Source organism: Prauserella cavernicola, assembly GCF_016595675.1.
GTDB lineage: Bacteria > Actinomycetota > Actinomycetes > Mycobacteriales > Pseudonocardiaceae > Prauserella_A > Prauserella_A cavernicola.
The window spans coordinates 199,032-224,953 of record NZ_JAENJH010000012.1; the positions used below are offsets into that span (position 1 = coordinate 199,032).

Here is a 25,922-nt window from a genome sequence, read left to right on the forward strand (position 1 = left end):
GTCGCGATGCCGATTCGTACCAACCGCGGCCGCGCGGCCGTCTACCGACGCCTCTGGGGCTGGCCGTTGCGTTCGCCGACGCACCTGATCGGCACGTTCATCGTGGTGGTCGGAGTGCTCGTGGCAGCGGGCATCCTCGTGCCGAGGCTGGTCGGTGACACCGGCGCCGATGCGTCGCCGACACCCGGCGGGCAGTCGCAAGCTCCCGCCGCCGGCGGTTCGTCCCAGGACGACGAGACGAGCAGCACCAGCAGCAGCGCGCTGCCGACCAGGCTCACCGAGCCGCTCGCCACGCCGAGCACGGCTCCGCCCAAGCCCGGCGCCTTGAAGGCGGCGGCGGACTGGGCCTCGGCGTGGGTGAACCACCCCGACGGCATCACCAACGAGAAGTGGCTCGACGGCCTGCGTCCTTACACCACCGAGGAGTACCTGCCGGTGATGCGCAGCGTGAACCCCGCCAACATTCCGGCGACGAAGGTGACGGGCGAGCCGCGCGCCACCGCGTCCTACACGAGTTCCGCCGAGGTGGAGGTCGACACCGACGGGCCCACCCTGACCATCACCGTGGTGAGCACCAACGCCGGCTGGCGGGTCGCTCACTACGACCAGGCGGGTTAGCGTGCGCGCGGGGCTGCTGGTCGCGTGTATCACCGCGGCTGTTCTCACCGTGCTGCTCGCCGTCGGGATGGTCACGATCATCGACAGCCAGCGGCAGCAGGCGCAGGGCGTGACTCCGCTGAGCTGTGAGGCCTCCATCGGACCGACGCAGCCCGGCCAAGCGGGCAAGGGAGTCGCGGACGCGTCCGAACTCGACGACGAGCAACGCGGCATCGTCGCGCTGATCATCTCGATCGGCAAGGAGCGTGAGCTGTCGCCTCGCGCGTGGCAGATCGCGATCCAGGCGGGCATGACCGAGTCGCGGCTGCGCAACCTCACCTACGGCGACCGCGACTCGCTGGGCATCTTCCAGATGCGGCCGTCGATGGGCTGGGGCACCGTGCAGCAGGTCACCAACCCGCCGTACCAGGTCAACAAGTTCTACGACGTGCTCGAAGAGGTCCCGGACTGGCAGAACATGCGGCCCGGCGACGTCGCGCAGGCGGTCGAGCGCTCCGCGTTCCCCGACCGGTACCACTCGTGGGAGCCGATGGCCGTCCATCTGATCGAGAACGTCGGGCAGATCGAGAACGCGTCGGGTTGTGGTGAAGGCGCCGGTGCGGTGTTGCCGCCCAACGAGGTCGCGGGCGGTGCCATCCAGTTCGCGCTGAGGGAGCAGGGCAAGCCCTACGTCTGGGGCGCGACGGGCCCCAACTCCTACGACTGTTCCGGGCTGATGCTGCGGGCGTACGAGGCGGCGGGCGTGACCCTGCCGCGCGTGTCGCGGGACCAGTACAAGGCGGGCGCCATGCTGCCGGTCGAGGAGTCTCAGCCCGGCGACCTGTTGTTCTGGGCATACGACTCGTCCGATCCGAGCACCATCCACCACGTGGCGATGTATCTCGGTGACGGGAAGATGGTGGAAGCACAGCAATCGGGTGTGCCGGTGCACACCAGGGACATCTCGTGGGACGAGGGCGGCCTCCTCCCACAGGCGGTCAGGCCCGGCGTGTGAGTACTACGTGGAGTGAGTGTCGTGGCGAAGAAGTGGGGTAAGCGCGGGAAACAGGCTGGCCAGTCCTCGGGACTCGACGCCGACCCGCGCAACATGTTCGGGATGCCGCAGGCGCCGAGGAGCGCGCCGCCTGCGTCCAGCACTCCGCTCGCCGACCACCTGCGCAGAGGCGGGCCCGGGATCGACCCCGGGTATGTCGTGCTGCCGCGCTCGATCGCCGAGTCCATGCCGCTGCCCTGGCAACAGCAGATGGCGAACCTGCTGGCGCAGTTCCACGAGACGCACGCCCGGTTGTCCTGGCCGACGTACCGCGTGGTGCCGTCCCGGCCCGAGCGGCTCATCGACCTCGACGAGGAGCAGCTCGCCGAGGCCGGCTACCTGGTCGAGATCGATTCCGACGGCGAGATGGTCTACCGCGAGCGCAGCGGCAAGCGGGTCGAGGATCCGGACAACACGACGGTGCTCGTGTCGTGCCTCGACCCGATCGTGCGGGGCGCCCAGCAGGCCGTGCAGCAGGCGCCCGCGCCGTCGCAGGGCAGGCCCGCTCCGATGAACATCGGTCCGCAGCCCGTGTGGCGAACTACGTCGGGGTCGGCGAACCCGCCCGCGCCGCCGTTGCCTCCCCCGCCGACCGCGCGCTCGGTGTCGTCGCCGAAACCGAGGCAGTCGCCCGAGCAGCCTGAGGTCGCGGAGCCGGAGACGGCTGCGCCGAAGCGGGTTCCGGTGGAGGACCTGGACCTGGATCTGGACACCCCGCCGAGGGGAATCCCGATGCAGCAGCCGGTCTCGCGGCCCGAGCCGGCGTCCGCCGCGCCGGGTTCGACCCCGGTTCAGGACGCGCCAGAGGCCGCGCCGCCGGACGTGACGCAGTCGCCCGCGGATCCCGGACGCGCGCTGCCGCAGTCCGGGTCGCAGCCCGAGCAGGCGCCGCAGGCCGGGTCGCAGCCCGAACCGCGCGTCGTCGAGCCGCCGCGGGAACCGGCGCCGCAACCGCGGTCCACGGCCCAGCCGGAACGTGCACCGCGGGATTCGGAACCGGCCCAGCCGGTGACTACGGCGGGCGAGCGTGATGCCGAACGCCCGGTGCGGCAACCCCAGTCGGGGCGGGAGCAGTCGCAGCGCGGGTGGTTCGACGAGATGTCGGACGCAGGCTCGGGTCCGGGTGCGGGTCGGGGTGCCGCCGGTGCCGCACGGGGCGGGGAGTTCGGCCCGACCGGTGACGAACCGACCGAGATCCCGTATCGGTACGACCGCTGAGCGGTGGCCCGGGCGGTCGCGGCGTGCGACGCTCGGGTCATGGCACCGATGAGCAAGGACCCGAACCCGGCCGCGGGCTGGTGGTACAACACGCGCACCGGCGAGGTCGAGCACGGCGAGCTGTCACGCTCGATCGACCGGCTGGGGCCCTACCCGGACGAGGCGTCCGCTCGTCATGCCCTGGACATCGCCAGGGAACGCACCAAGGCGGCCGACAAGGCCGACGCAGACTGGGAAGCCGACGACTGACCGCGATCGCGAGTCGTGCATTCGAGCTCGCGAGTCGTCCGCTCGGGACCGCGGGTTTGTGCGCTCCGAACGGCGAGTCGTGCATTCGACGGGGCTGGTCGCTGGAGCCTGGGCGGCGGAAGCCCGTCCGACGCCGAACGCTGGGTCGCGTGGCTTGGCTCGATGACGTGTGGGCTTGTGCCCAGGCCCGGCGGCATCGAAGCGGCCCGCCGCCGTTGGGGCCGCAACCCGGAGCGCCGAGTTCGCCTTCCTAAGCGCAGAACTCGCGGCCCTGAACGCAAGACTCGCGGTCTGGAGCGCGGGACTCGCGAGCCCGAGTGCAGGACTCGCCGTCTGGAGTGGGGGACTCGCGAGCCTGAGTGGGGGACTCGCGGGGTTGGGTGTGGGACTCGCGCGGGTGGGTTATCGGGTCGTGGCCAGGGGGCCCGGGGTGTAGTCCGGGTCCACCTGGGCGGCCAGTTCCGGGCCCGCCCAGGAGCGCGCGTTGCGCAGGTGGAACTCCACCGCCTGCGCGTGGTAGCGCTCCCAGTCGCGCTCGGTCGCGTCCACTGTGGACAGCATCGTGCGCAGGGTGCCCAGGTTGTGCGGCTCCAGTTCGGTGATCGGCCGCGCCTGACCGCGTTCGGCCGCTCGCACGTGCTTCGACGCTCCGATCCAGCCGAGCAGGTCCGAGCCCACGGACTCGCGCAGGAAGTCGACGTCCTCGTCGTCGGTCACCTTGTTGCCCACCACCGCGAGCCGCACGCCGAAGTCCCGCGCGTACTCCGTGTACTGCCGGTAGACACCCACGCTGCGCACGGTCGGCTCGCACACCAGAAACGTCACGTCGAAGCGGGTGAACAGGCCCGAGGCGAAGGCGTCGGCGCCCGCGGTCATGTCCACCACCACGTACTCGCCCTGACCGTCGACCAGGTGGTTGAGCAGGAGTTCCGCCGCGCCGGTCTTCGAGTGGTAGCAGGCCACGCCGAGGTCGTCCTCGGCGAACCGGCCGGTGACGGCCAGTCGCACCCCGGCCACGTCGCGGACACAGGCGTCGGTGATCGGGTTGTCCTCGGTGGGCGTCATCAGCCGCGAGCCGCGCCCCGGCGGTGTCGTCTTGATCATCGCCGCGGCGTCGGCGATCCTCGGGTTGTCGCCGCGCAGGTACTCCTTGATCAGCCCGAGGTTGTCCCCGAGCGTGGGCAGCGCGTCCGCCTCGTCCTGGCTCGCGCCCAGGCCCACCGCCAGGTGCTGGTTGATGTCCGCGTCGATGGCCAGCACGGGGTGTCCGGCAGCGGCGAGCGAGGACGTGAACAGCGACGCCAGCGTGGTCTTCCCGCTGCCGCCCTTGCCGACGAAGGCGACCTTCACAGCTAACTCCTGAAAACGATGTTGATTTTCATTACGTGTGGGAGGGAAGGTACACCCGCGTGGGAAGGACTCGATCAGGTCATCCACCCGGTTCGGCGAGTTAGGGTTCAGGTGTGGCTCTCACGGTCCACAGGCCGGGTGCCGGCGACTTCGCCTCGCTGCGCGCCGAGTTCGAGCTGCCGGAATCCTTTCCCTCCGAGGTGCTGGCCGAGGCCGAATCCGTCGCAGGCGACCCCGCCGACGACGGGGCTAGAGAGGACGCCACCGGGCTGCCCCTCGTCACCGTCGACCCGCCAGGGGCGAAGGACCTCGACCAGGCCGTCTGCATCGAACGGCGACCGCTCGGCGGCTTCCGGGTGCACTACGCCATCGCCGATCTGGCCGCGTTCGTGCCGCCGGGCGGGCTCATCGACCTCGAGGCGCGCAGGCGCGGCCAGACGCTGTACCTGCCCGACGGCAACGTCTCGTTGCACCCGCCCGAGCTCAGCGAGGGCGCGGCGAGCCTGCTCCCCGGCATGGTCCGCCCTTCGGTGCTGTGGACGATCGACACCGACTCCGACGGCGAGCCCGTGTCGGTGCACGTGCGCAGGGCACTGGTGCGCTCGACGGAGCGGTTCGACTACGACACCGTGGCCGCCGCGCTCGCCGTGGGTGAGGCGCATCCGTCGATCGCCGCTTTGCCCGCGCTCGGCAGGTTGCGCAGGGAGCTGGCCGTGCGCCGCGGCGCGGTGGAGCTGCAACTGCCCGAGCAGGAGATCGGCGCCGGACCGGACGGCGGGTGGGTCCTCACCCGCCGTCCTCGCCATGACGTCGAGGCGTGGAACGCCGAGGTCTCGCTGCTCACGGGCATGGTCGCCGCCTCGATCATGCTGGATGCCGGCATCGGGGTGCTGCGCACACTGCCGCAGGCCGACGACGACACGGTGAACTGGCTGCGCCGCTCGGCGACCGCGCTGGGTATCGACTGGCCCACCGACGCGACGGTCGCCGAGTTGCTGGCCGGGCTCGACCCGGCCAACCCGGCGTCGCTGGCGCTCTACGCGGGCACCACGCGACTACTGCGCGGCGCCGGATACACGTCGTTCGACGGCACCGAACCCGAGTTCGCCACGCACGCGGGCCTGGCCAGCCCGTACGCGCACGTGACGGCGCCGATCCGGCGGCTGGTGGACCGATTCGCCGCGGAGATCTGCCTCGCCGTGACCCACGACCGGCCCGTGCCCACGTGGGTGCGGGCCGCGCTCGCCGAGCTGCCGGAACTGATGAACGCCTCCGACAACCGGGCGGCGAGGGTCGAGCGCGCGTGCCTGGACCAGGTGGAGGCGTGGATCCTCGCCGAGCACATCGGGCGCACGTTCGACGCCGTGGTGCTGCGGGCCGAGGAGACCAAGGCGGAGGTGTTCCTCGAGAACCCGCCGGTGCTCGGCAAGTGCACGGGCACGGGTTTTCCCGACAGCGGCCGCATCTCGGTGCGGCTGACGGCGGTGGACGTCACCAAGCGGAAGGTGTCCTTTGAGCGCGCGTGAGGCGTGGACCGACACGGAGAAGGAGCTGCGCGACGACGTGCTAGCCGGGCGCGGTGCGGCGGTGAACGTCCGGAAGTCGGGTCCGCACAAGCATCTCGTGCCGTGGCTGGTGGACAACGACCTCATCGTCTACATCGGACATCGTGGAAACCGGCACTCGTGGCCGGAGTCCGACTTCGCGAACCCGTTCGTCAAAGAGGCCAAGATCGACAGGGAGGCGATGGTGCGCCACTACCGGTCCTATCTCGAGGACCAGCCGGAGCTGCTGCGGCGACTGCGCGACGGTGAGCTCAGCGGCCGCGCGCTGGGCTGCTGGTGCGCGCCCGCCCCGTGTCACGCCGACGTGCTGCTGGAGTACCGCCGATGAAGGACGACCTGGGCGCCGAGGTCGGCCTGCGCGGCGTGCCGTCTCGTGTGGTGTCGCTGGTGCCCGCGCTGACCGAGGCCGTGGAGGCCACCGTCCCCGGAGCACTCGCGGGTGCGACCGACTACTGCACGCACCCGCCCGAGCTCGCCGTGTCCAGGGTCGGTGGGTCGAAGTATCCGAAGGTCGACGCGGTGCTGGAGCTGGGCCCCGACCTGGTGCTCGCCAACTCCGAGGAGAACCGGCCCGAGGACGTGGAGCGGCTGCGCGCCGAGGGCGTGCCGGTGTGGGTCATGGCCGCTCCGGCGACGGTGCCGGACGCGCTCGCGTCGCTGCGCGCGCTGCTCACCGAGGCCTTCGCCGTCGACGCGCCCGGCTGGCTCGTCGAGGCCGAGGCGCTGTGGGCCGAGCGAGTGCCGATCCGGGCTCGCGCCGTGGTGCCCGTCTGGCGAAAGCCGTGGGTGGTGCTCGGCCGCGACACCTTCGGCGGCGATGTGCTGCACCGCCTCGGCGTCGCGACCGTCTACGGCGAGCACACCGACCGCTACCCGCGTCCGAAACTCGACGAGCTGCGCGGCTGGTTCGACGCGGGGGAGGCCGACCTGCTGGTGCTGCCCGACGAGCCGTACGAGTTCACCGACGACGACGGCCCCGAGTCGTTTCCCGGCACCGAGTACGTGCTCGTGTCGGGCCGTTACCTCACCTGGTACGGGCCGTCGCTGGTCGATGCCCACCGCGAGCTCACAGCCGCACTCCGGTCAGCACGGTGACGCGCTCCTCGGTGAGGTCGGCCATCGCGGCGGCGGGACCCTCCCTGCCGACGCCGGAGTCCTTCACCCCGCCGTAGGGCATCTGGTCGGCGCGGAAGCTCGGCACGTCACCGATCACCACGCCGCCCACCTCCAGCTCGGCCGACGCCGCGAACGCGGTGCTCAGGTCATGGGTGAACACGCCCGCCTGCAACCCGAAGCGCGAGTCGTTGATGCGCCGGAACCCCTCCTCGACGGAGTCGACGGAGTTCACGGCGACGACGGGGCCGAACACCTCGTCGGCCATCACCCTCGCGTCCTCGGGCACGCCGGTGAGCACGGTGGGTGCCACGGTCGCGCCGTCGCGTTGCCCGCCGACGTGGCACCGGGCGCCCGCGGCGACCGCGTCGGCCACCCACGTCTGCACGCGCTCCGCCGCCGCGGCGTTGATGAGCGGGCCCACGTCGGTGCCGGGTGAGGCCGGGTCGCCGGTGCCGAGCGCGCGGACCTTGCCGACGAGCCGCTCGGTGAGCTCGGCGGCCACGTCGGCGTGGGCGTACACGCGCTGCACCGAGACACACGACTGTCCTGCCTGGTACGTCGCGAACGTCGCGATGCGCTCGGCCGCGTGGTCCAGGTCGGTCCAATCGGGACAGACGAGCACGGCCGCGTTGCCGCCGAGCTCCAGCGTGACGTGCTTGCGGGGCACCGAGTCCCGGATTTCCCAGCCCACCGGGACGCTGCCGGTGAACGACACCACGGGCAGTCTGGGGTCGCTCACCAGGGCGGCGGCCTGGTCGTTGCCGACGGGCAGCACCGACCACATCCCCTCCGGCAGGCCCGTCTCGGCGAGCACCTCGCCGAGTGCCAGCGCGGTCAGCGGGGTCGCCGGCGCGGGCTTGAGCACGATCGGCGCGCCGACGGCGAGCGCGGGCGCGACCTTGTGCGCCACCAGGTTCAGCGGGAAGTTGAACGGCGTGATGCCCAGCACCGGGCCCCTCGGCACGCGTCGCACGAGCGCGAGCCGCCCGGTCGAGCCGGGGTCGGTGTCGAGGCGCTGCAGCTCCCCGGTGAACCGGCGAGCCTCCTCGGCGGCCCAGCGAAACGTCGAGGACGCACGGGCCGCTTCGGCGCGCGCCCACGTGAGCGGCTTGCCCGACTCCGCGGTGATCAGCGCGGCGAACTCGTCGGCGCGCTCGGCGAGCACCCTCGACACGTGGTCGAGCGCGCCCGCTCTGACGTACGCGGGCAGTGCGGCGGCCTCGCGGCGCACGGCGTGCGCCGCCGCCACCGCGGCTTCGATGTCCGATGTGGACGGAATGGCGTAGCGGCCTGCCTCGGTGTCGTCGTAGGGGCTGCGCACGACGGCGGTACTGTCTCCGCTCGCCTGTTTGCCCGCGATCCAGAACGGCGTGGTCATCGGGCCGCTTCAGTCCGCACGGCCTGCTCGAGCACGCTCAGGCCCTCCTCCAGCAGGTCCGGTGGCAGCGTCAGTGGCGGCAGCAGCCGCACCACGTTGCCGTCGGTGCCGCAGGTCAGCACCACCACGCCCTGCGCGTGGCAGGCCGCGGCGACCCGCTTGGTCAGCTCGGCGTCCGGCTCGGTGGTGCCGGGTGTGCAGAACTCCGCCGCGAGCATCGCGCCGCGTCCGCGCACGTCGCCGATCACACCCGTCTCGGCGGCCAGCGCCCGCAGCCTCGGCAGCACGGTCTCGCCGATGCCGCGCGCCGCCGTGGCGAGCTCGCGCGTGCGCATCGTCTCGATCGCACCCAGCGCGGCCGCGCACGCCAGCGGGTTGCCGCCGTAGGTGCCGCCGAGGCCGCCGTGATGCACGGCGTCGAGCAGTTCGGCCCTGCCGGTGACGGCGGCGAGCGGCAGTCCGCCCGCGATGCCCTTCGCCGTGGCCACCAGGTCGGGCATCACGCCCTCGTCCTCGCACGCGAACCAGTCGCCGGTCCGGCAGAACCCGGTCTGCACCTCGTCGGCGACGAACACCACGCCGTTGTCGGAACACCAGCGCGACAGCGCGGGCAGGAAACCGGGCGCGGGTGCGATGAAGCCGCCCTCACCCTGGATGGGCTCGATCACCACGGCGGCCACGGCGTCGGCGCCGAGCTGCTTCTCGATCCGGTCGATCGCCGCTGCCGCCGCCTGCTCGCCGGTGAGGCCGGGCGCGTCCCGGAACGGGTAGGAACCCGGTACGCGGTAGACCTCGGGTGCGAACGGGCCGAAGCCGTGCTTGTACGGCATCGACTTGGCGGTCAACGCCATCGTCAGGTTGGTGCGGCCGTGGTAGGCGTGGTCGAACACCACCACGGCCTGCCGTCCGGTGGCCGCCCTCGCGATCTTCACGGTGTTCTCCACCGCCTCGGCGCCGGTGCTGAACAGCGCGGAGCGCTTGTCGAACGAGCCGGGCGTCAGCTCGGCCAGCGCTTCGCACACCTCGACGTAGCCCTCGTACGGCGTCGCCATGAAGCACGTGTGCGTGAACGCCGATGCCTGCTCGCGGACGCGGTCGACCACGGCGGGGACGCCGTGCCCCACGTTGGTCACCGCGATGCCGGAGCCGAGGTCGATGAGCGTGTTCCCGTCGGCGTCGGTGAGCAGTCCTCCGTCGGCGGCCGTGATGTAGACGGGCAGCACGGAGCTGACTCCGGCGGCGACGGTGGCCGCGCGCCGCTGCTGCAGCGCCTTCGAGGCCGGGCCGGGGATCTCGGTGAGCAGCCTGCGGTGAGTCGTGGCGGTCATGCCCCCAGGATGAGTCCACGGCCACGCGACGTCAGCCTGCCGAGTTGTCCAATTTCGGCACTACAATTCGCCATCATGGCACTGACGTTGCGGGCGCTCGTCGCTAATCGCGCGCTCGGGCTGACCGTCCTCGCGGGCGCCGGCGGAATCGACCGCGAGATCACGTGGGTGCACCCCACCGAGCTGCCCGACCCGTCCGAGTTCCTCGACGGCGGGGAGCTGCTGCTCACCACGGGCCTGGCGTTCGAGCACGGGCGCGCGGCCGACTACGTGCGCGGCCTCGTCGGCGCGCGGGCCAGCGGGCTCGGGTTCGGCATCGGGCTCAGCCACGACGCGGTGCCTCCCTCGCTGATCGAAGCCGCCGAGGCCGCCGGGTTGCCGCTGCTGGAAGTGCCCGTCCCGACGCCGTTCATCGCCATCACCAAGGCGGTGTCCGCGGCGCTGGCCGCCGAGCAGTACGAGTCGCTCGTGCGCACCGGCCGCGCCCAGCAGGAGCTCACCAGGACGGCGCTGCGGCGCAGCGGGCCCGGCGCGCTCGTGCGCAAGCTCGCGCAACTGGTCGACGCGTGGGTGCTGCTGCTCGACGGAACCGGTGCCGTGCGCGAGGCCGCTCCCGCGTCCGCCAGGTCGTTCGCCGAGCCGTTGCGGTCGGAACTGCCCCGCGGCGGCTCCCGGCTCGCGACGGTCGCGGGACAGGAGGTGGTGGTCCAGCCGCTCGGCACGCGTACGCGCGGGTATCTCGCGGTCGGTGCGGCCACCCGGCTCGACGCGGCAGCCCAGCACGTCGTCACCACGGCCACGGCGCTGCTCTCGCTGGCGCAGGAGCGCGACCGCGCGCGGGGAGACACGGTGCGCGGGCTCCGTTCGGGGCTGTTCGACCTGCTGCTCGACGGGAGGACCGACCTGGCGCTGCGCACCCTGCGCACGGTGTTCGGTGCCGCGCCAGCCCTGCCCTGTCCCGTCGTGGTGCTGGTGGGTTCCGCGCGGGCGCGTGCCTTCGCCGTGGACGTCCTCGAGAGCGAGCACGAGCGTACGTTCTTCGCCGAGCACGGCGACGTGCTGGTGGTGCTGGGGGAGGACCCCGCGGTCCTGACGCTGCCCGAGCGCGTCTCCGGCCTGCACGCCGGGCTCTCGTCGTCCTCTGTGGACGTCGAGACCGCGTACGAGCAGGCACGGCAGGCCGCCGAGGCCGCGCGTGCCGCGGACAAGCCCATGGTGCGCTTCGCCGAGCACGCCGGCTCCGGAGTGCTCGGGCTCGTCGAACCGCACGCCGCCCGCGCGTTCGCGGAGGAACTGCTGGCGCCGCTGCGCCAGCACGACCGGACCGGACGCGGCGAGCTGCTGGCGTCACTGCGCTGCTGGCTCGAGCACAACGGGCACTGGGACGCGGCAGCGGCGCGCCTCGGCGTGCACCGGCACACCCTGCGCAACCGCATCACCAGGGTCGCCGAGCTCACTGGCCGTGACCTCGACTCGCCAGGAGTGCGCGCCGAACTGTGGCTCGCCCTGCAGGTCTGATCAGGAACCCGAGAAGGAGTCCAGCGCCATGCGCAGACCCGCGAGCATGCCGGGATCGGTGATGGCGTGGCCCGCGCCGTCGAGCAGCATCAGCTGCGAGCCCGGCCACGCCCGGTGCAGCTCGTAAGCCGTCGTGGGCGGGCACACCGCGTCGTAGCGGCCCTGCACGAGCACGCCCGGGATACCCGAGAGCAGTCCGGCGTCGCGGATGAGCTGCCCGTCCGACAGCCACGCGTCGTTGGTGAAGTAGTGCAGCGCGATGCGCGCGAACGGCACCGCGAACGCGGGCGCGCTGTAGCCGGTGCGGTAGCTCAGCTGCGGCACGATCGAGACGATCGCGCCCTCCCACGCGCTCCAGGCCACCGCGGCGCGCTCGCTCACCGCGCGGTCGGGGTCGTCGACGAGCCGCCGGTACGCCTCGACCAGGTCACCGCGCTGGTCCTGCGGCACGGGCGCGAGGTAGTCGGCCCACTCCTCCGGGAACAGGTGCGCCGCGCCGCCGTTGTAGATCCAGTCCAGCTCGCTGCGCCGCGCCGTGAACACCCCGCGCAGCACGAGTTCGCTCACCCTGGCCGGGTGCGTCTGCGCGTAGGCCAGCGCCAGCGTGACGCCCCACGAACCGCCGAACACCAGCCAGCGGTCGATGCCCAGATGCTCGCGCAGGCGCTCCATGTCGGCGACGAGGTGCCAGGTGGTGTTGCCGCTCAGGTCCACGCCGGGCTCGCTGACGTGGGGCGTGCTGCGCCCGGCTCCGCGCTGGTCGAACAGCACGATCCGGTAGGCGGAGGGGTCGAAGTGGCGACGGCTCAGCGGCGCGCTCCCGCTGCCGGGCCCGCCGTGCAGGACCACGGCGGGCTTGCCGTCGGGGTTGCCGCTGACCTCCCAGTAGAGGGAGTTGCCGTCGCCGACCTCGAGCATCCCTGAGGCGTGCGGCGCGAGTGCCGGGTACAGCTCCTCCATGTGCCGCCACGCCTTTCGCTGTGAACGTCCCGTTCGGAAGAGACGTTCATAGCACCCCGGTCAGTGGAAGGCGTGTTCCGGGGCGGGGAACTCGCCGCGCCTGACCTCGTCGGCGAACGACTGCGCCGCGGTGCTCAGCGCACCGGCGACGTCCGCGTAGCGCTTGACGAACCTCGGCGCCTTGCCCCGGCGCAGACCCACCATGTCCTGCCACACCAGCACTTGCGCGTCGCAGTCCGGCCCCGCGCCGATGCCGATGGTCGGGATCGCGAGCTCGTGCGTCACCCGCTTGGCCGCCTCGGCGGGCACCATCTCCATCACCACCGAGAACGCGCCCGCCTCCTGCAGTGCGAGTGCGTCGGCGAGCAGGTCGTCGGCCGCCGAGCCGCGGCCCTGCACCCGGTAGCCGCCGAGGTTGTGCTCGCTCTGCGGCGTGAACCCGATGTGGCCCATCACCGGCACGCCCGCCGCGGTCAGCGCCTCGACGTGCGGCGCGAACCGGCGTCCGCCCTCGAGCTTCACGGCGTGCGCGCGGCCCTCCTTCATGAACCGCACGGCCGTCTCGAGCGCCTGTTCCGGCGAGAGCTGGTAGGAGCCGAACGGCAGGTCGGCCACAACCAGCGCGCGCGTCACCGAGCGGGTCACGGCGCGGACCAGCGGCAACAGCTCGTCCACCGTCACCGGCAGCGAGGTGTCGTAGCCGAACACGTTGTTGGCGGCCGAGTCGCCGACCAGCAGCACCGGGATCCCGGCCTCGTCGAACAGTTCGGCGGTGTACATGTCGTAGGCGGTGAGCATCGGCCACGGCTCGCGCCGGTCCTTGAGCTCCCGCAGGTGGTGGATGCGGACCTTCTTGCGCGGCGGAGTCGCCTGCGCGGACGGGCCGGAACCGTAGGGTGCGGACACTTCGCCGGCACGCTCGTTGTCGGATACGGACATCGTTGTCGACCGTCCTTCCCTCGAGGCCTCGGACGAGGTCCCCGGGTCGTGGATCGTTGATGCGTCGAGCGTGGCACCGCCACCACCGCGCTCCAAGGCCGTGCGACCAGCTTCACACGGCGGTGCGGGACTCCCAACGAGTGAACACGCTGGGTTCCGGAGCGATCGCTGTCGTGATATGACGATCGCCATGCCGCCCGCACTTCACCGTCTGCACACGCTCGCGGCGGTTCGGGTGGTCGGATTCACCCTGGTGGGTGTAGCCACCCTCGCGCACCTGGGCTGGGCGTTGGAGTTCGTGCTCGATACGGGACTCTCGCCGGCGCACTCCGCGCCGGACGACCTCAGCGCACCAGGGCAGCCCTACCGCGAGCTGTTCCGTGCGCTCGAACTGGTGGCCGGCATCGCGTTCCTGCTGAGCTGCGCTCCGCTGGCCCGGCTCGCACCCGTCCAGTGGCAGGCACGCTCGACCATCGCCGTGATCGCCGTGCTCGGCGTCGTCCTGGTCGCGCGGTCGGCGTTCACCCTCGACTGCGCCGGGGCGCTGACCGGCGCGTGCACGGCGGACTTCTCGCCGGCGCACCACGTGCACGTCGCCACGTCGGTGCTGCTGCACGTGATCTACGTGGCAGGCCCGCTGAGCCTGCTGCTCTGGTGGGAAGGCCGCTGGCGGGTGGTGCCCGTGCTGGTCGCCGCGGTCGAGTCGGCCGCGTTGCTCGCCGTGGTCGTGGTGCGGCTCGTCGGCTCCGGTCAGTTCCTCGGCCTGGTGCTGCGGCTGCAGCTGCTCGCGGGCACGGCCGTGCTCGTCACCGGCGCGTTCTACCTGTTCACCGTGGCCCGCGACGTGCGGGACCGCTGGCAGGATGCGCGGCAATGATCATCCGTGCGGAGCAGGAGGTACCGGCATGCCGGGGTTGGTCGGGCCCGTCGCCGACGAGCGCGACGCGCTCCTGGCGTATCTCGCGCAACAGCGATACGTGCTGTGCCTCGCGGCGTATGGACTCACCGACGCGCAGGCCAGTGCCACACCGACGGTCAGCTCGCTCAGCGTGGGCGGGCTGATCAAGCACGTCGCGGCCACTGAACGCGGCTGGCTCGGCACGGTGCTCGGCCACTCGCCGGACGACACGGGCGACTTCCGGCTCGGTCCCGCCGAAACCCTCGCCGACGTGATCGGCGAGTACGAGCTGGTGGCCACCGAGACCGAGGAGATCATCGGCGGCATCGACGACCTCGGCCGGGCGGTGCCGGTGCCCGAGGACGTGCCGTGGTTTCCCGACGACGTCGGCTCGTGGTCGGTGCGGTGGGTGCTGCTGCGCGTGATCGAGGAGACCGCGCGCCACGCTGGCCACGCCGACGTGATCCGCGAGTCGATCGACGGGGCGAGGGCGTTGCCGCTGATGGCCGCGGCCGAGGACTGGCCGCGGACGCCGTGGCTCACGCCCTGGCGCTACAGGTCGAACAGCGTGGGCTCCTCGACGTGAACGCCCTCGATCTCCAGCATCCGTAGCTTCGTCTTCGTGCCGCCGTGCGCCGAGAAGCCGCCCTTCTTGTCACCGGCGGCGAGGATGCGGTGGCACGGCACGATCGGCGGGAACGGGTTGGCGCCCAGCGCCTGCCCGACGGCGCGAGCGGCGCCGGGACCGCCGCCGAGGCGGTGCGCGATCTCGCCGTAGGTCATCGTGGCCCCGACGGGGATCGCCCTGGCGACCTCGTACACCTTGGCGTGGAACGGCGGCACGCCGCTCAGGTCGAGCCGCACGTCGTCGAGCTCGGGCGGGTCCTCACCGCGCAGCAGCGCGCGCACGGCCTCGATCGCGGAGCGCACCGCCTCAGGGGGCTCCTGCTCGACCGCCCCGGGGAACCTCTCCAGGACGTGGCGCCGCGTGGGTTCCGGCCCGCCCTCGGGCAGCCGGCTGCCGAGCACGGCGTGCTCGTCCCACACGATGCCGCAGTGCCCGATCGCCGTGTCGAAGACCGCGAACCCTTGTGCTGCCATGTTCCGAACGGTACGCCCGGGCTGTGACAGAAACCGGCCCGCGCTAGTGGGTCTCGCGCCAGGCGTTGGTCATCGGCAGCCTGCGGTCGCGCCCGAACGCCTTGAACGTGATCTTCGTGCCCGGCGGGTACTGCCTGCGCTTGTACTCGGCCCGGTCGACCATGCGCACGACCCGGTCGATCACCTCGGCGTCGAAGCCGGCGGCGAGCAGCTCCTGGAAGCCGCGGTCGCCCTCCACGTAGTCGTCGAGGATGTCGTCGAGCAGCGGGTAGTCCGGCAGCGAGTCCGTGTCGAGCTGGCCGGGACGCAGCTCCGCCGACGGCGGCTTGCTGATCGAGTTCTCCGGGATGGGCGGCGTCTCGCCGCGCTTCTCCGCGTCGGCGTTGCGCCAGCTGGCGAGTTCCCACACGTGGGTCTTGAACACGTCCTTGATGGGCGCGAACCCGCCGACGGCGTCGCCGTAGATCGTCGAGTACCCCACGGCGAGCTCGGTCTTGTTGCCGGTCGCCAGCACGAGGTGACCCTCCAGGTTGGACAGTGCCATGAGCAGCATGCCCCGCACGCGCGCCTGGATGTTCTCCTCGGCGAGCCCCGTGCCGGCGAGTGACAGCTGGTCGACGTAGACCTTGACCATGTCGGCGATCGGCTCGGTGCGGAAGTGGCAGCCGAGCCTGCGGGCCAGCTCCGCCGCGTCGGACTGCGAGTGCTCCGACGAGTACTCCGAGGGCATGGACACGCCGTGCACCGCGTCGGCGCCGAGCGCGTCGGCCGCGAGCGCGGCGGTGACCGCCGAGTCGATACCGCCGGAGAAACCGAAGATCACCGAGCGGAAACCGTTCTTGCGCGCGTAGTCGCGCAGCCCGGTCACCAGCGCCGACCACACCTCCGCCTCGGTGGGCAGCGGTTCGCTGAGCACGGGCGCGGGCAGCGGCTCGTAGGCGGGCAGCGGGTCGGCGTCGAGCACCCGGCGCGCGACCCGCAGTCCCGCGAACTCGCCCTCCGCGGTGTGCCCGCCGGCGGACAGCTCGAGATCGAGCACCTGAAGGTGCTCCGCGAACTGCGGCGAGCGCGCCAGCAGTTCGCCGTCCGTGCCCACGACGATCGAGTCGCCGTCGAACACCAGGTCGTCCTGGCCACCCACCTGGTTGGTGTAGAGCACCGGCGCGCCGGCCTCGCGGGCCCGGCCCGCCACCAGCGGCAGCCGCACGTCGTCCTTCGACTTCTCGTACGGCGACGCGTTGGGCGAGACCACCAGGTCGACCCCGGCCTCGCCGAGCGCGGCGACCGGACCGCCGTCCTGCCAGAGGTCCTCGCAGATCACCATGCCGATGTCGAGACCGTGCCAGCGCACGACGTCGAGCGTGTGCCCCGGCTTGAAGTTGCGGCGCTCGTCGAAGACGCCGTAGTTGGGCAGGTGGTGCTTGTACTGGGAGGCCACGATCCCGCCACGCAGCAGGCCGGCGGCGGCGTTGCGCGGGCCGTCGTCGTCCCGGTCGAGGTAACCGACGTAGGTCAGCACCTCCCCGCAGCCCGCCTCGGCGAGCCGCTGCGCCAGCGTCTCCACCTGGCCCCGGGAGGCCGTGGCGAACGCCTTGCGCAGCGCCAGGTCCTCCACCGGATATCCGGTCACGGACATCTCGGGGAACACGACGACGTGCGCCCCCGCCTCGGCGGCCTTGCGAGTCCAGTCGACGATCAGATCGCTGTTGCCCGTCAGGTCGCCGACGGTCGGGTTCACCTGGGCCAGTGCGATGCGCAGTTGCGGCATGCGCCCATTCTCGCGCACCCGCGCCGCCGCGTCCCTGTGTCGGGTGGCACCCCGGTCAGGAGCGCTTCTTGCGCAGCATCCCCCGCACCTTCTTCAGCGCCTGCTCAGCGTCGGAGTCGAACGGGTTGTCCTGCACCAGGTAGGTCCACGTCGAGTTCGGCCTGCGCACGCCCGCCGCGGCGAGGTCGACCCCGTCGTCGGTGACCTCGGCCTCCAGCAGCGTCTTCGCCGACCGCTGCTCGGCCTCATCGGCGATCTTGTGGAACTCGGGGATCGCCGCGCGGTGGAACTCGTCCAGCGGGGTCTCCCTCGCCATCGCGCGCAGGTGGATCGTCTCCCGCACGTCGGTGAGAAACGCCAGGTGGTCGGCCCACAGCTGGTCGAGGTGGAACAGCAACGCGTCCCGGCACACCCGCGTCAGGACGTCCTCGCCCACCGACTCCGCGAGTTCCTTGCAGCGCTCCGCCTCGGCCGCCTCGAGCTTCTCGCGCGCCACGTCGGTGCCCAGCACCTCGTCGCGCTGCTTGAGCAGCTCCGCGCGCTGGTGCTCGATCAGCCGCGTGTAGCGCCACGTGTTGCGGTGGATCTCCAGGTCGACGCCCTCGGCCACGCGCTGCGCGTGGTTGATCTGGCGGTGCGCGGCCTGCTCGGTGATCTCGCCGGTCTCCTCGTCGGAGTGGATGCCGTCGGGCACGTCGGGCGCGTTGGCCAGCACCAGTTCGTCGTTGAGGCTCGCGAAGAACACGGAGCTACCGGGGTCGCCCTGCCTGCCCGCGCGTCCGCGCAGCTGGTCGTCGAGCCTGCTGCTCGGGTAGCGCGCGGTGCCGATGACGTGCAGTCCGCCCAGCTCTGCCACGCGCTCGCGGTCGGCGCCGTCGGCGCCACCCAGCCGGATGTCGGTACCGCGACCGGCCATCTGGGTCGACACGGTGATCCGGTCGTAGGTGCCCGCCTCGGCGATGATGGCCGCTTCCTCGGCGTCGTTGCGCGCGTTGAGCACCACGCACGGCAGCCCGGCCTTCGCGAGCTTGTCCGCGAGCTCCTCCGATTCGGCCACGTCCTGGGTGCCGACGAGGATCGGTCGCCCCGACTCGTGCACCGTGCGGATCTCCTCCACGATCGCCCGCAGCTTCTTGCCCGGCGATTCGAAGATCCGGTCGGCGGAGTCCTCCCGCACGTTCGGCGTGTTCGGCGGGATCACCGCCACCTCGAGCCTGTAGAACTCCCGCAGCTGCTCGGCCACGGCCACCGCGGTGCCCGTCATGCCCGCCACCTGCGGGTACCCGGCGAGCAGTGCCTGGACGGTGATCGAGTCGAGGATCTCGCCGTGGTCCGAGGGCGGAAGCTGCTCCTTCGCCTCCACCGCGGCCTGCAGCCCGTCGGGCCAGCGCTGCAGCTCGGCGACGCGGCCGCGCGAGGCGTTGATGAGCTGCACCTTGCCGTCGCGCACCAGGTAGTCGACGTCGCGGGTGAGCAGTGCGTGCGCGTGCAGGGCGACGTTCACAGAGGCGAGCCGCTCGGAGCCCTCGTCGTCGTAGAGGTCCACGCCGCCCAGCGACTTCTCGACCACCGACGCGCCGGCCGAGGTGAGCCACACGTTGCGGCCGTCGGCGTCGGTCTCGTAGTGCAGGCCGAGGCGCAGCCGCCGGACGATGTTGGCGACCTCCTCGTCCGCGACACCGGCGTCGACCGAACCGGCCATCACCAGCGGTACGCGCGCCTCGTCGACGAGCACCGAGTCGGCCTCGTCGACCACCGCCACGTCGGGTGCGGCCTGTGCGCGGTCGTCCTCGGCCGTGATCAGCCGGTCGCGCAGCACGTCGAACCCGATCTCGCTGACGGCGCCGTAGCAGACCTCGGAGGCGTAGGCGTCGCGCCGTTCCCGCGCGGACAGCGACGGCTCGACCCAGCCGACCCGCACCCCGAGCAGCTCGTACACCGGGCGCATCCACTCGGCGTCGCGCCGGGCGAGGTAGTCGTTGACGGAGATGACGTGCACGCGGTTGCCCTGCAGCGCGTACCCGGCCGCGGCGAGCGCGCCGGCGAGGGTCTTGCCCTCACCGGTCGCCATCTGCACCACGTGGCCCGACAACAGGCCCATCGTGCCGAGCAGCTGGACATCGAACGCCCGCTCGCCGAGTCCTCTGCGCGCGGCCTCCCGGCCCAGCGCACACAGCTCGACCAGCTGCTTGTCGCCGAACACCTCAGCGTCCCGCAGCGAGGCCGCGGCCTCGGTGAGCTGTTCGTCCGACAGCTCCTCCAGGTCCGGCTCCCGCTTCTCGACGGCGGGGAGCAGCGCCTCGTAACGCGTCAGCTCCACGCTGCCCGGGCGCTGGATGATCCTGCGCAGCCGTTTGCCCACCCGGCTCATCAAGGCCACCCGTGGTCTCCCCTCTCGAGTCCTTGCCCGTCCAACGCGGTGCTGGTGCCGTCCGGTTCCTGTACCAATGGCACGATCGAGCTGTGCCTGCTCAGAAACGCTACCTGTCCCTGGCAGCCTGTCTACTCGCCCTGACCGGGTTGGTGGCGTGCTCGTCGGACTCCGAGCCCCGCGAGGAGCGAACAGGCCCGGTCGGGCCGGTTCCCGACGGTCTGGACCGCTACTACGGGCAGACGCTCGACTGGGGCGGGTGCGAGCCTTTCTCGACCTCGCAGAGCACACAGTCGGCGTTGTCGGGCGACGGCTTCGAGTGCGCGCGGCTGACGGTGCCGCTCGACTACTCCGACCCCGAGGGCACCACGATCACCCTGGGCGTGCTGCGGCAGCAGGCCAGCGGCGACGACCGCATCGGCTCGCTGGTGCTCAACCCGGGCGGTCCCGGAGCCTCGGGCATGACGGCCGCGGCGTCGATCGCGCCGGGCGTCGCCAACCAGGAGCTGGGGCAGCGCTTCGACATCGTCGGTTTCGACCCGCGCGGGATCGGGGCGAGCGAGCCCGCCGTCACCTGCCTCACCGCCGAGGAGCGCGACGAGGACCGCGGAGACGACTCCGAGCTCGACGGCAGCCCCCAGGGCGTCGCGGCGACCGAGAACCAGGAGCGCGAGTTCGCGCAGCGGTGCGCCGAGCGCACCGAGCACGGCGACGAGATGCTCGCCCACCTCGGCACCCGGGACGTCGTCAAGGACCTCGACGTGCTCCGCTCGGTGCTCGGCGACGAGAAGCTGAACTACCTGGGCTACTCCTACGGCACGCGCATCGGCTACACCTACGCCGAGGCGTTCCCCGGCAACGTCCGCTCGCTCGTGCTGGACGGCGCGCTGGACCCGGAGCAGGACATCGTGGAGTCGCTCGTCGCGCAGGGCGAAGGCTTCGGCAAGGCGTTCGGAGAGTTCGCCGCGTGGTGTGCACCGCGGGAGGACTGCGCCCTCGGCTCCGACCCGGTCGGAGCGACCAAGGCCTTCCAGGACCTCACCCGGCCGCTGATCGAGAACCCGGTCCAGGTCGGCGACGGCCGCGGTCTCTCCTACGAGGACGCCACCACCGGCACCGTGCAGGCGCTTTACTCCGAGCAGCTGTGGTCCTACCTCAACACCGGGCTCGCCGAGCTGAAGCAGAACAACGGCAGCACGCTGATGGGGCTGGCCGACATGTACAACGAGCGCGGCAACGACGGCGAGTACGCCACCACCCAGGACGCGTTCGTGGCGATCCGCTGCGTCGACGACCCGAGGGTGACCGACAAGAACAAGATCAGGCAGGCGCAGGCCCGCTACGCCGAGGTCGCACCGTTCCTCGACCCGGGAACGCCCGCGTCGTCGGCGCGCGACGCTTGCACGTTCTGGCCGGTGCCCAACACCTCGGAGCCGCACCTGCCCGACGTCGAGGGCGTGCCGCCCGCACTGGTCATCTCCACCACCAACGACCCGGCCACGCCGTACCAGGCCGGGGTCAACCTCGCGAAGGCCATGAACGGTCGCCTGCTCACCTACGAGGGCAACCAGCACACGGTGTTCCTGCAGGGCTTGAAGTGCGTGGACGACGCCGGTGTCGACTATCTGGTCGACGGGACGCTGCCGGACGAGGGCAAGCGCTGCTAGCGGGTCAGTCCCGCATGCTCTCGATCGGCTCGTTGTGGTCGGAGAGCGCGAGCTCGATCATCACCGAGCCCTCGTTCTTCTGCCGCGGCGGCACCTGGATCCAGATGCGCAGCAGGTCACGGCTCTGCTGCTCGCTCACCCAGAACTTCACGTCGACGTCGGCGTGGACGCCCGGCACGAGCTGGGAGACCGCCTGCCGGGACAGTTCACCGTTGACGCGGTAGGCGGCCACGTCGTCGAGTTCCTCACGGCTCTCGGTCTCGAGTCCAGTGGCCTGCGTGAGCAGCTCGTGCAGGCCGCGCTCGGGGTCGAGCACGCGCGCGGGGCCGAACTGCTCGGGCACGGGCAGCTCCTCGTCCTCGCCGTCCTGGCCGGTCAGGCGCAGCCGGTCGCCGGAGAGCTCGTACTCGTACTGGGTCCGCTCCGTCGTCCGCTGGACGTCGACCTCGCCGCTCGCGTAGCCGAACTCGCCTGCCGAGCGCTGCGCGACGCCGTTGACTCCCCGCACCGACAGGCCGGGGATCGCGCCGCTGACCCGGAAGTCGAACCGCACGCTCTCGAGGTCGCGCAGCGTCTCGGCGGAGGCGTCGACCAGCGACGCGCCATCGGGCAGCGATTCGGCGTCGGGGGCCGACGTGCAGCCGGAGAGCAGTCCGAGCGCGAGTGCGGCGACCAGGATCCGTCGGGACACCATGGTGCTTACGTTAGCGGGGCGATTCGACCCTTTCGTTCAGACCTCCCGCGCGTCGCGAGAACGTCCGCCGGTACGCCAGCGGTGACACGCCGATGGCCGCGTTGAGGTGCTGCCGCAGTGACGCGGCACTGCCGAGGCCAGATTCGGCGGCGACGCGATCCACGGCCAGGTCCGTGGTTTCGAGCAGGTGCCGGGCGTGCAGCACGCGCTGGCGGGTGAGCCACGTGTGGGGCGGCAGGCCCGTCTCGTCGCGGAAGCGCCTGCTGAACGTCCGCAGGCTCATGTTGGCGTGCGCGGCGAGCACGGTCAGGTCGAGCTGCTCGCCAAGCCGTTCCAGCGCCCAGGCTCTTGTCGGCGCGGTGCTGCCGCCGCCCGCCTCGACGACGGGACGGTCGATGAACTGCGACTGCCCGCCGTCGCGCCACGGCGGCACCACGCAGTAGCGGGCGGCCACGTTGGCGACCTCGCTGCCGTGGTCGGCGCGCACGACGTGCAGGCAGAGGTCCACGCCCGCGGCCAGTCCCGCCGAGCTGAGTACGTCGCCGTCGTCGACGAACAGTACGTTCTCGTCGAGGAGGACCCTCGGGTACAGCGCGCGGAAGGCGTCGGCGTGCGCCCAGTGCGTGGTGGCGGGCCTGCCGTCGAGCAGGCCGGCGGCGCCGAGCACGAACGCGCCGGTGCAGATCGACATGATCCGCGCGTGCGCCGGAACGCGGTCGAGCGCGGCGGCGACGTCGTCGGGCAGCGTCCCGTGGAAGCGGGGGCCCTCGACGCGGGTGCCGGGCACGATCACGGTGTCGGCCTGCTCGAGTGCCTCGGGGCCGTGGTCGAGTACGGCGGTGTAGCCGGCGCTGATGCGGACGGGCCGGTCGTCGACGCCGCAGACGCGCACGTCGTAGAGCCGCTGCCCGTTCCTGCGCGCGGAGTTGAAGATCTGCGGCGGGATCTGCAGGTCGTAGCCGACCGCTTCGGTGATGGCGAGTACGACGACTCGGTGCATGGCCGAATTCTTACACATATTGGCATTCGTGCCACTAGTTCAGACCTTCCGGAGTCTCCAAGCTGGTGCCCGTGACCGATGTGCGTGCCGCGGCGCGGCGTACTCCTCGACTCCACTGGGCCTGGTTCGTCGCCTTCGCGGCGTTCGTCGCGCTGGTCGGCGCGGCGGGATTCCGGGCGGCCCCGAGCGTGCTCATCGACCCGCTGCACCGCGAGTTCGGCTGGTCGCGAGGCACGATCTCGGCGGCGGTGTCGATCAATCTCCTGCTGTACGGCTTCATCTCGCCCTTCGCCGCCGCGCTGATGGAGCGGCTCGGCATGCGCAAGGTCGTCGCGTCGGCGCTGCTGCTGGTGTCGGCGGGCAGCGGGCTCACGGTGTTCATGACGGCGAGCTGGCAGCTGCTGTTGTGCTGGGGCGTGCTCGTCGGCACGGGTACCGGCGCGATGGCGCTCGCGTTCGTCGCCACCGTCACGAGCCGGTGGTTCGTGCGGCATCGCGGCCTCGTGAGCGGGGTGCTCACGGCAGGGGGAGCGGCGGGACAGCTGGTCTTCCTGCCGCTCGTCGCGGCGCTGGCCACCGACCACGGCTGGCGGCCCGCGTCGCTGGCCGTCGCGGGCGCCGCGCTCGCGGTCGTGCCCGTGGTGCTGCTCCTGCTGCGCGACCGGCCGAGTGATGTCGGCACCACGCCGTACGGAGGTGAGGCGGAGCAGGAACCGCCGCGAGTGCGGGGCGGCAGCGTCGTCCGCGCGCTCACCGTGCTGCGCGACGCGGCTCGCACCCGGACGTTCTGGCTGCTCGCAGGTGGCTTCGCGATCTGCGGAGCCTCCACGAACGGCCTGATCGGGACCCACTTCGTGCCCGCCGCCCACGACCACGGGATGCCGCACACCACAGCGGCCGGGCTGCTGGCGCTGGTGGGGCTGTTCGACGTCGCGGGCACGATCGCGTCGGGCTGGCTCACCGACCGCGTCGACGCGCGCTGGCTGCTCGGCGCGTACTACACGCTGCGCGGTGCGTCGCTGCTCGTGCTGCCGCACCTGTTCGCGCCGACCACGGAACCGCCGATGTGGGCGTTCATCGTCTTCTACGGCCTGGACTGGGTGGCGACGGTGCCGCCGACGGTCGCTCTCTGCCGGGAGCGGTTCGGGATGGCGGGCCCCATCGTGTTCGGCTGGGTGTTCGCGTCGCACCAGGTCGGCGCCGCCATCGCCGCGTTCTCGGCCGGCCTGACCCGCGATCACCTCGGGTCCTACGACCTGGCCTGGTACGTCGCTGGGGGCCTGTGCCTGCTCGCCACGGTGATGTCGTTGCGAATTCGCTCGAACGGGCGCGTGGCCCCGAAACATTGAGTTAACAAGCCGCGTTTAGGGTCGCGGCATGGATCGCCAGCAGGAGTTCGTGCTGCGCACGCTGGAGGAACGCGACATCCGCTTCGTGCGGCTCTGGTTCACCGACGTGCTGGGTTTTCTGAAGTCGGTCGCCGTGGCGCCCGCGGAGCTCGAGGGCGCCTTCAGCGAGGGCATCGGCTTCGACGGCTCCGCGATCGAGGGCTTCGCGCGCGTCTACGAGTCCGACATGGTCGCCAAACCGGACCCCTCGACGTTCCAGGTGCTGCCGTGGGAGACCCCGGAGGGCGGGCACTACTCGGCGCGGATGTTCTGCGACATCGCGATGCCCGACGGCTCGCCGTCGTGGGCGGACCCGCGCCACGTGCTGCGCAGGCAGCTGTCGAAGGCGGGCGAGGCCGGGTTCACGTGCTACGTCCACCCGGAGATCGAGTTCTTCCTGCTCGCCAACCTGCCCGACGACGGGCGGGAGCCCGAGCCCGCCGACAACGGCGGGTACTTCGACCAGGCGAGCCACGCCACAGCGACCCATTTCCGCAGGCACGCCATCGAGGCACTCGAGGCGATGGGCATCTCGGTGGAGTTCAGCCACCACGAGGGCGCCCCCGGCCAGCAGGAGATCGACCTGCGCTACGCCGACGCGCTGACGATGGCCGACAACGTCATGACGTTCCGGTACGTGGTCAAGGAGGTCGCGCTGACGCAGGGCGTGCGCGCCACCTTCATGCCCAAACCGTTCACCGGTCAGCCGGGCTCGGGGATGCACACGCACATGTCGCTGTTCGAGGGCGACCAGAACGCCTTCTACAGCCCCGAGGACCCATACGAGCTGTCGGAGACGGGCAAGGCGTTCGTCGCGGGACTGCTGCACCACGCCAGGGAGATCTCCGCGGTCACCAACCAGTGGGTCAACTCCTACAAGCGATTGATCCGGGGAGGAGAGGCCCCGACCACGGTGTCGTGGGGGAGGGCCAACCGCTCCGCGCTGGTGCGGGTGCCGATGTACTCGCCGGGCAAGGCGTCGTCGCGCCGGGTGGAACTGCGCACGCTCGACTCGGCGTGCAACCCCTACCTCGCGTACTCGGTGATCCTGGCCGCGGGACTGAAGGGCGTTGAAAAGGGATACGAGCTCCCGCCCGCCGCGGAGGACAACATCTGGACGTTGTCCGACTCCGAGCGCAAGGCCGCCGGCTACGCCGAGCTGCCTCAGAACCTCGGCGAGGCCCTCACGGAGATGGAGCAGTCCGAGCTCCTGCCGGAGGCGCTGGGCGAGCACGTCTTCGACTTTTTCCTCCGCAACAAGCGCGTCGAGTGGGACAACTACCGGAGCGCGGTGACTCCCTACGAGTTGCGCACGCTCCTGCCCGTGCTGTGAAAAAAAGGCCGATGACCTGGGGTTTTAGCACTTAGGTACCCCCCTCGTTTCGGGGTGTTCCAGCACGTGTAATGTTCTCTTCGTCGCCAGGAGCGGCCGGGACGAAGCGGGTTGACACCGCCAAACGGACCGGGTAGCGTAACTGGTCGGCCCTGAAGCAGGACAACTTCCGAGTTAAGTCTTACGACATAAGTCATGAAGTTGGCTAATGCTTCGGGCTAAAAATCTGGAAATGCAACTTTGTGTTGTTTGAGAACTCAACAGTGTGTTTGTGAGCTTGTAGTCTTTGAGTTTGGCTCGCCGTTTTTGGTGGGTTTGCTTGAGGCTATATGTTGAATATAGCCAGGTTTTTCTCTAATGCATTGTTGGAGAGTTTGATCCTGGCTCAGGACGAACGCTGGCGGCGTGCTTAACACATGCAAGTCGAACG

General features: G+C 71.3%; 23 protein-coding genes and 1 rRNA gene. 14 read left to right on the forward strand and 10 right to left on the reverse strand.

What is annotated here, in order from left to right:
* Positions 1-6 precede the first annotated feature (6 nt).
* Genes JHE00_RS32120 through JHE00_RS32135 form a run of 4 tightly spaced genes read left to right on the forward strand, consistent with a single transcriptional unit; the run spans position 7 to position 3,118 of the window.
* Positions 7-618 (forward strand): hypothetical protein, encoded by a 612-nt coding sequence (locus JHE00_RS32120; RefSeq protein WP_200325454.1) that lies wholly within the window; start codon positions 7-9, stop codon positions 616-618.
* Position 619: 1 nt separating this feature from the next.
* Positions 620-1,612, forward strand: a complete 993-nt coding sequence (locus tag JHE00_RS32125) for a C40 family peptidase (protein ID WP_200325456.1) — start codon at positions 620-622, stop codon at positions 1,610-1,612.
* A 21-nt stretch (positions 1,613-1,633) separates the two neighbouring features.
* Entirely contained in the window at positions 1,634-2,869 is a 1,236-nt protein-coding gene (locus tag JHE00_RS32130) for a hypothetical protein (protein WP_200325458.1), read from the forward strand.
* Between the two features lie 39 nt (positions 2,870-2,908).
* Positions 2,909-3,118 (forward strand): hypothetical protein, encoded by a 210-nt coding sequence (locus tag JHE00_RS32135; RefSeq protein ID WP_200325460.1) that lies wholly within the window; start codon positions 2,909-2,911, stop codon positions 3,116-3,118.
* Between the two features lie 402 nt (positions 3,119-3,520).
* Here JHE00_RS32135 and JHE00_RS32140 read toward each other — a convergent pair whose 3' ends face one another.
* Entirely contained in the window at positions 3,521-4,468 is a 948-nt protein-coding gene (locus JHE00_RS32140; RefSeq protein WP_200325462.1) for an ATP-binding protein, read from the reverse strand.
* 113 nt (positions 4,469-4,581) lie between these two features.
* Here JHE00_RS32140 and JHE00_RS32145 point away from each other — a divergent pair, with 113 nt between their 5' ends.
* Genes JHE00_RS32145 through JHE00_RS32155 form a run of 3 tightly spaced genes read left to right on the forward strand, consistent with a single transcriptional unit; the run spans position 4,582 to position 7,128 of the window.
* Positions 4,582-5,994: an RNB domain-containing ribonuclease gene (locus JHE00_RS32145; RefSeq protein WP_200325464.1), complete on the forward strand. Its 1,413-nt coding sequence runs from the start codon at positions 4,582-4,584 to the stop codon at positions 5,992-5,994.
* The gene (locus JHE00_RS32150) at positions 5,981-6,361 is read left to right on the forward strand and encodes a DUF4326 domain-containing protein (RefSeq protein WP_200325466.1); all 381 of its coding nucleotides are present in this window, start codon (positions 5,981-5,983) and stop codon (positions 6,359-6,361) included. The genes JHE00_RS32145 and JHE00_RS32150 overlap by 14 nt, the downstream gene beginning before the upstream one ends.
* Entirely contained in the window at positions 6,358-7,128 is a 771-nt protein-coding gene (locus JHE00_RS32155; RefSeq protein ID WP_200325468.1) for a helical backbone metal receptor, read from the forward strand. Before JHE00_RS32150 ends, JHE00_RS32155 begins: the two co-directional genes overlap by 4 nt.
* On the opposite strand, the gene JHE00_RS32160 is transcribed toward JHE00_RS32155, so the two are convergent.
* Together JHE00_RS32160 and gabT are read right to left on the reverse strand one after the other, a co-directional pair.
* Positions 7,100-8,527 (reverse strand): aldehyde dehydrogenase family protein, encoded by a 1,428-nt coding sequence (locus JHE00_RS32160; protein WP_200325470.1) that lies wholly within the window; start codon positions 8,525-8,527, stop codon positions 7,100-7,102. The two genes, JHE00_RS32155 and JHE00_RS32160, sit on opposite strands and share 29 nt — an antisense overlap.
* Complete coding sequence (gene gabT, locus JHE00_RS32165) at positions 8,524-9,855, reverse strand: 4-aminobutyrate--2-oxoglutarate transaminase (RefSeq protein ID WP_200325472.1); 1,332 nt, start codon at positions 9,853-9,855, stop codon at positions 8,524-8,526. The genes JHE00_RS32160 and gabT overlap by 4 nt, the downstream gene beginning before the upstream one ends.
* Before the next feature lie 75 nt (positions 9,856-9,930).
* Between gabT and JHE00_RS32170 the strand changes: the two genes are divergently transcribed.
* A complete protein-coding gene (locus tag JHE00_RS32170) occupies positions 9,931-11,373 on the forward strand; it encodes a PucR family transcriptional regulator (protein ID WP_200325474.1) in 1,443 nt (480 codons plus the stop codon).
* Here JHE00_RS32170 and pip read toward each other — a convergent pair whose 3' ends face one another.
* On the reverse strand, positions 11,374-12,333 hold the full coding sequence (gene pip, locus JHE00_RS32175; protein WP_200325476.1) for a prolyl aminopeptidase: 960 nt from the start codon (positions 12,331-12,333) through the stop codon (positions 11,374-11,376).
* 60 nt (positions 12,334-12,393) lie between these two features.
* Positions 12,394-13,272 carry a 3-methyl-2-oxobutanoate hydroxymethyltransferase gene (panB, locus tag JHE00_RS32180; RefSeq protein WP_200325478.1) on the reverse strand — a complete coding sequence of 293 codons (879 nt, stop codon included), beginning with the start codon at positions 13,270-13,272 and terminating at the stop codon, positions 12,394-12,396.
* Positions 13,273-13,525: 253 nt separating this feature from the next.
* On the opposite strand from panB, the gene JHE00_RS32185 reads away from it, so the two are divergent.
* Positions 13,526-14,149: a DUF998 domain-containing protein gene (locus JHE00_RS32185; protein ID WP_307832207.1), complete on the forward strand. Its 624-nt coding sequence runs from the start codon at positions 13,526-13,528 to the stop codon at positions 14,147-14,149.
* A 28-nt stretch (positions 14,150-14,177) separates the two neighbouring features.
* Positions 14,178-14,756, forward strand: a complete 579-nt coding sequence (locus tag JHE00_RS32190; protein ID WP_200325482.1) for a DinB family protein — start codon at positions 14,178-14,180, stop codon at positions 14,754-14,756.
* Here the strand turns inward: JHE00_RS32190 and JHE00_RS32195 are convergent.
* Genes JHE00_RS32195 through secA2 form a run of 3 tightly spaced genes read right to left on the reverse strand, consistent with a single transcriptional unit; the run spans position 14,723 to position 19,419 of the window.
* Entirely contained in the window at positions 14,723-15,271 is a 549-nt protein-coding gene (locus JHE00_RS32195) for a methylated-DNA--[protein]-cysteine S-methyltransferase (RefSeq protein ID WP_200325484.1), read from the reverse strand. The two genes, JHE00_RS32190 and JHE00_RS32195, sit on opposite strands and share 34 nt — an antisense overlap.
* Positions 15,272-15,314: 43 nt before the next feature.
* On the reverse strand, positions 15,315-17,039 hold the full coding sequence (locus tag JHE00_RS32200) for an NAD+ synthase (protein WP_200325486.1): 1,725 nt from the start codon (positions 17,037-17,039) through the stop codon (positions 15,315-15,317).
* Between the two features lie 55 nt (positions 17,040-17,094).
* Entirely contained in the window at positions 17,095-19,419 is a 2,325-nt protein-coding gene (gene secA2, locus JHE00_RS32205) for an accessory Sec system translocase SecA2 (RefSeq protein WP_200325488.1), read from the reverse strand.
* 83 nt (positions 19,420-19,502) lie between these two features.
* Between secA2 and JHE00_RS32210 the strand changes: the two genes are divergently transcribed.
* The gene (locus JHE00_RS32210; protein ID WP_200325490.1) at positions 19,503-21,077 is read left to right on the forward strand and encodes an alpha/beta hydrolase; all 1,575 of its coding nucleotides are present in this window, start codon (positions 19,503-19,505) and stop codon (positions 21,075-21,077) included.
* 4 nt (positions 21,078-21,081) lie between these two features.
* Here JHE00_RS32210 and JHE00_RS32215 read toward each other — a convergent pair whose 3' ends face one another.
* Together JHE00_RS32215 and JHE00_RS32220 are read right to left on the reverse strand one after the other, a co-directional pair.
* Complete coding sequence (locus tag JHE00_RS32215; protein ID WP_200325492.1) at positions 21,082-21,771, reverse strand: LppX_LprAFG lipoprotein; 690 nt, start codon at positions 21,769-21,771, stop codon at positions 21,082-21,084.
* Positions 21,772-21,781: 10 nt separating this feature from the next.
* Positions 21,782-22,771, reverse strand: coding sequence for a GlxA family transcriptional regulator (locus JHE00_RS32220; RefSeq protein WP_200325494.1), 990 nt, complete (start codon positions 22,769-22,771; stop codon positions 21,782-21,784).
* A 71-nt stretch (positions 22,772-22,842) separates the two neighbouring features.
* Here JHE00_RS32220 and JHE00_RS32225 point away from each other — a divergent pair, with 71 nt between their 5' ends.
* The 3 genes from JHE00_RS32225 to JHE00_RS32235 all read left to right on the forward strand — a co-directional run.
* The gene (locus JHE00_RS32225; RefSeq protein ID WP_307832208.1) at positions 22,843-24,120 is read left to right on the forward strand and encodes an MFS transporter; all 1,278 of its coding nucleotides are present in this window, start codon (positions 22,843-22,845) and stop codon (positions 24,118-24,120) included.
* A gap of 28 nt (positions 24,121-24,148) precedes the next feature.
* Positions 24,149-25,492, forward strand: coding sequence for a type I glutamate--ammonia ligase (gene glnA, locus JHE00_RS32230; RefSeq protein WP_200325496.1), 1,344 nt, complete (start codon positions 24,149-24,151; stop codon positions 25,490-25,492).
* Positions 25,493-25,854: 362 nt separating this feature from the next.
* Positions 25,855-25,922: ribosomal RNA gene (locus JHE00_RS32235) — 16S ribosomal RNA — on the forward strand; the annotation flags it as partial.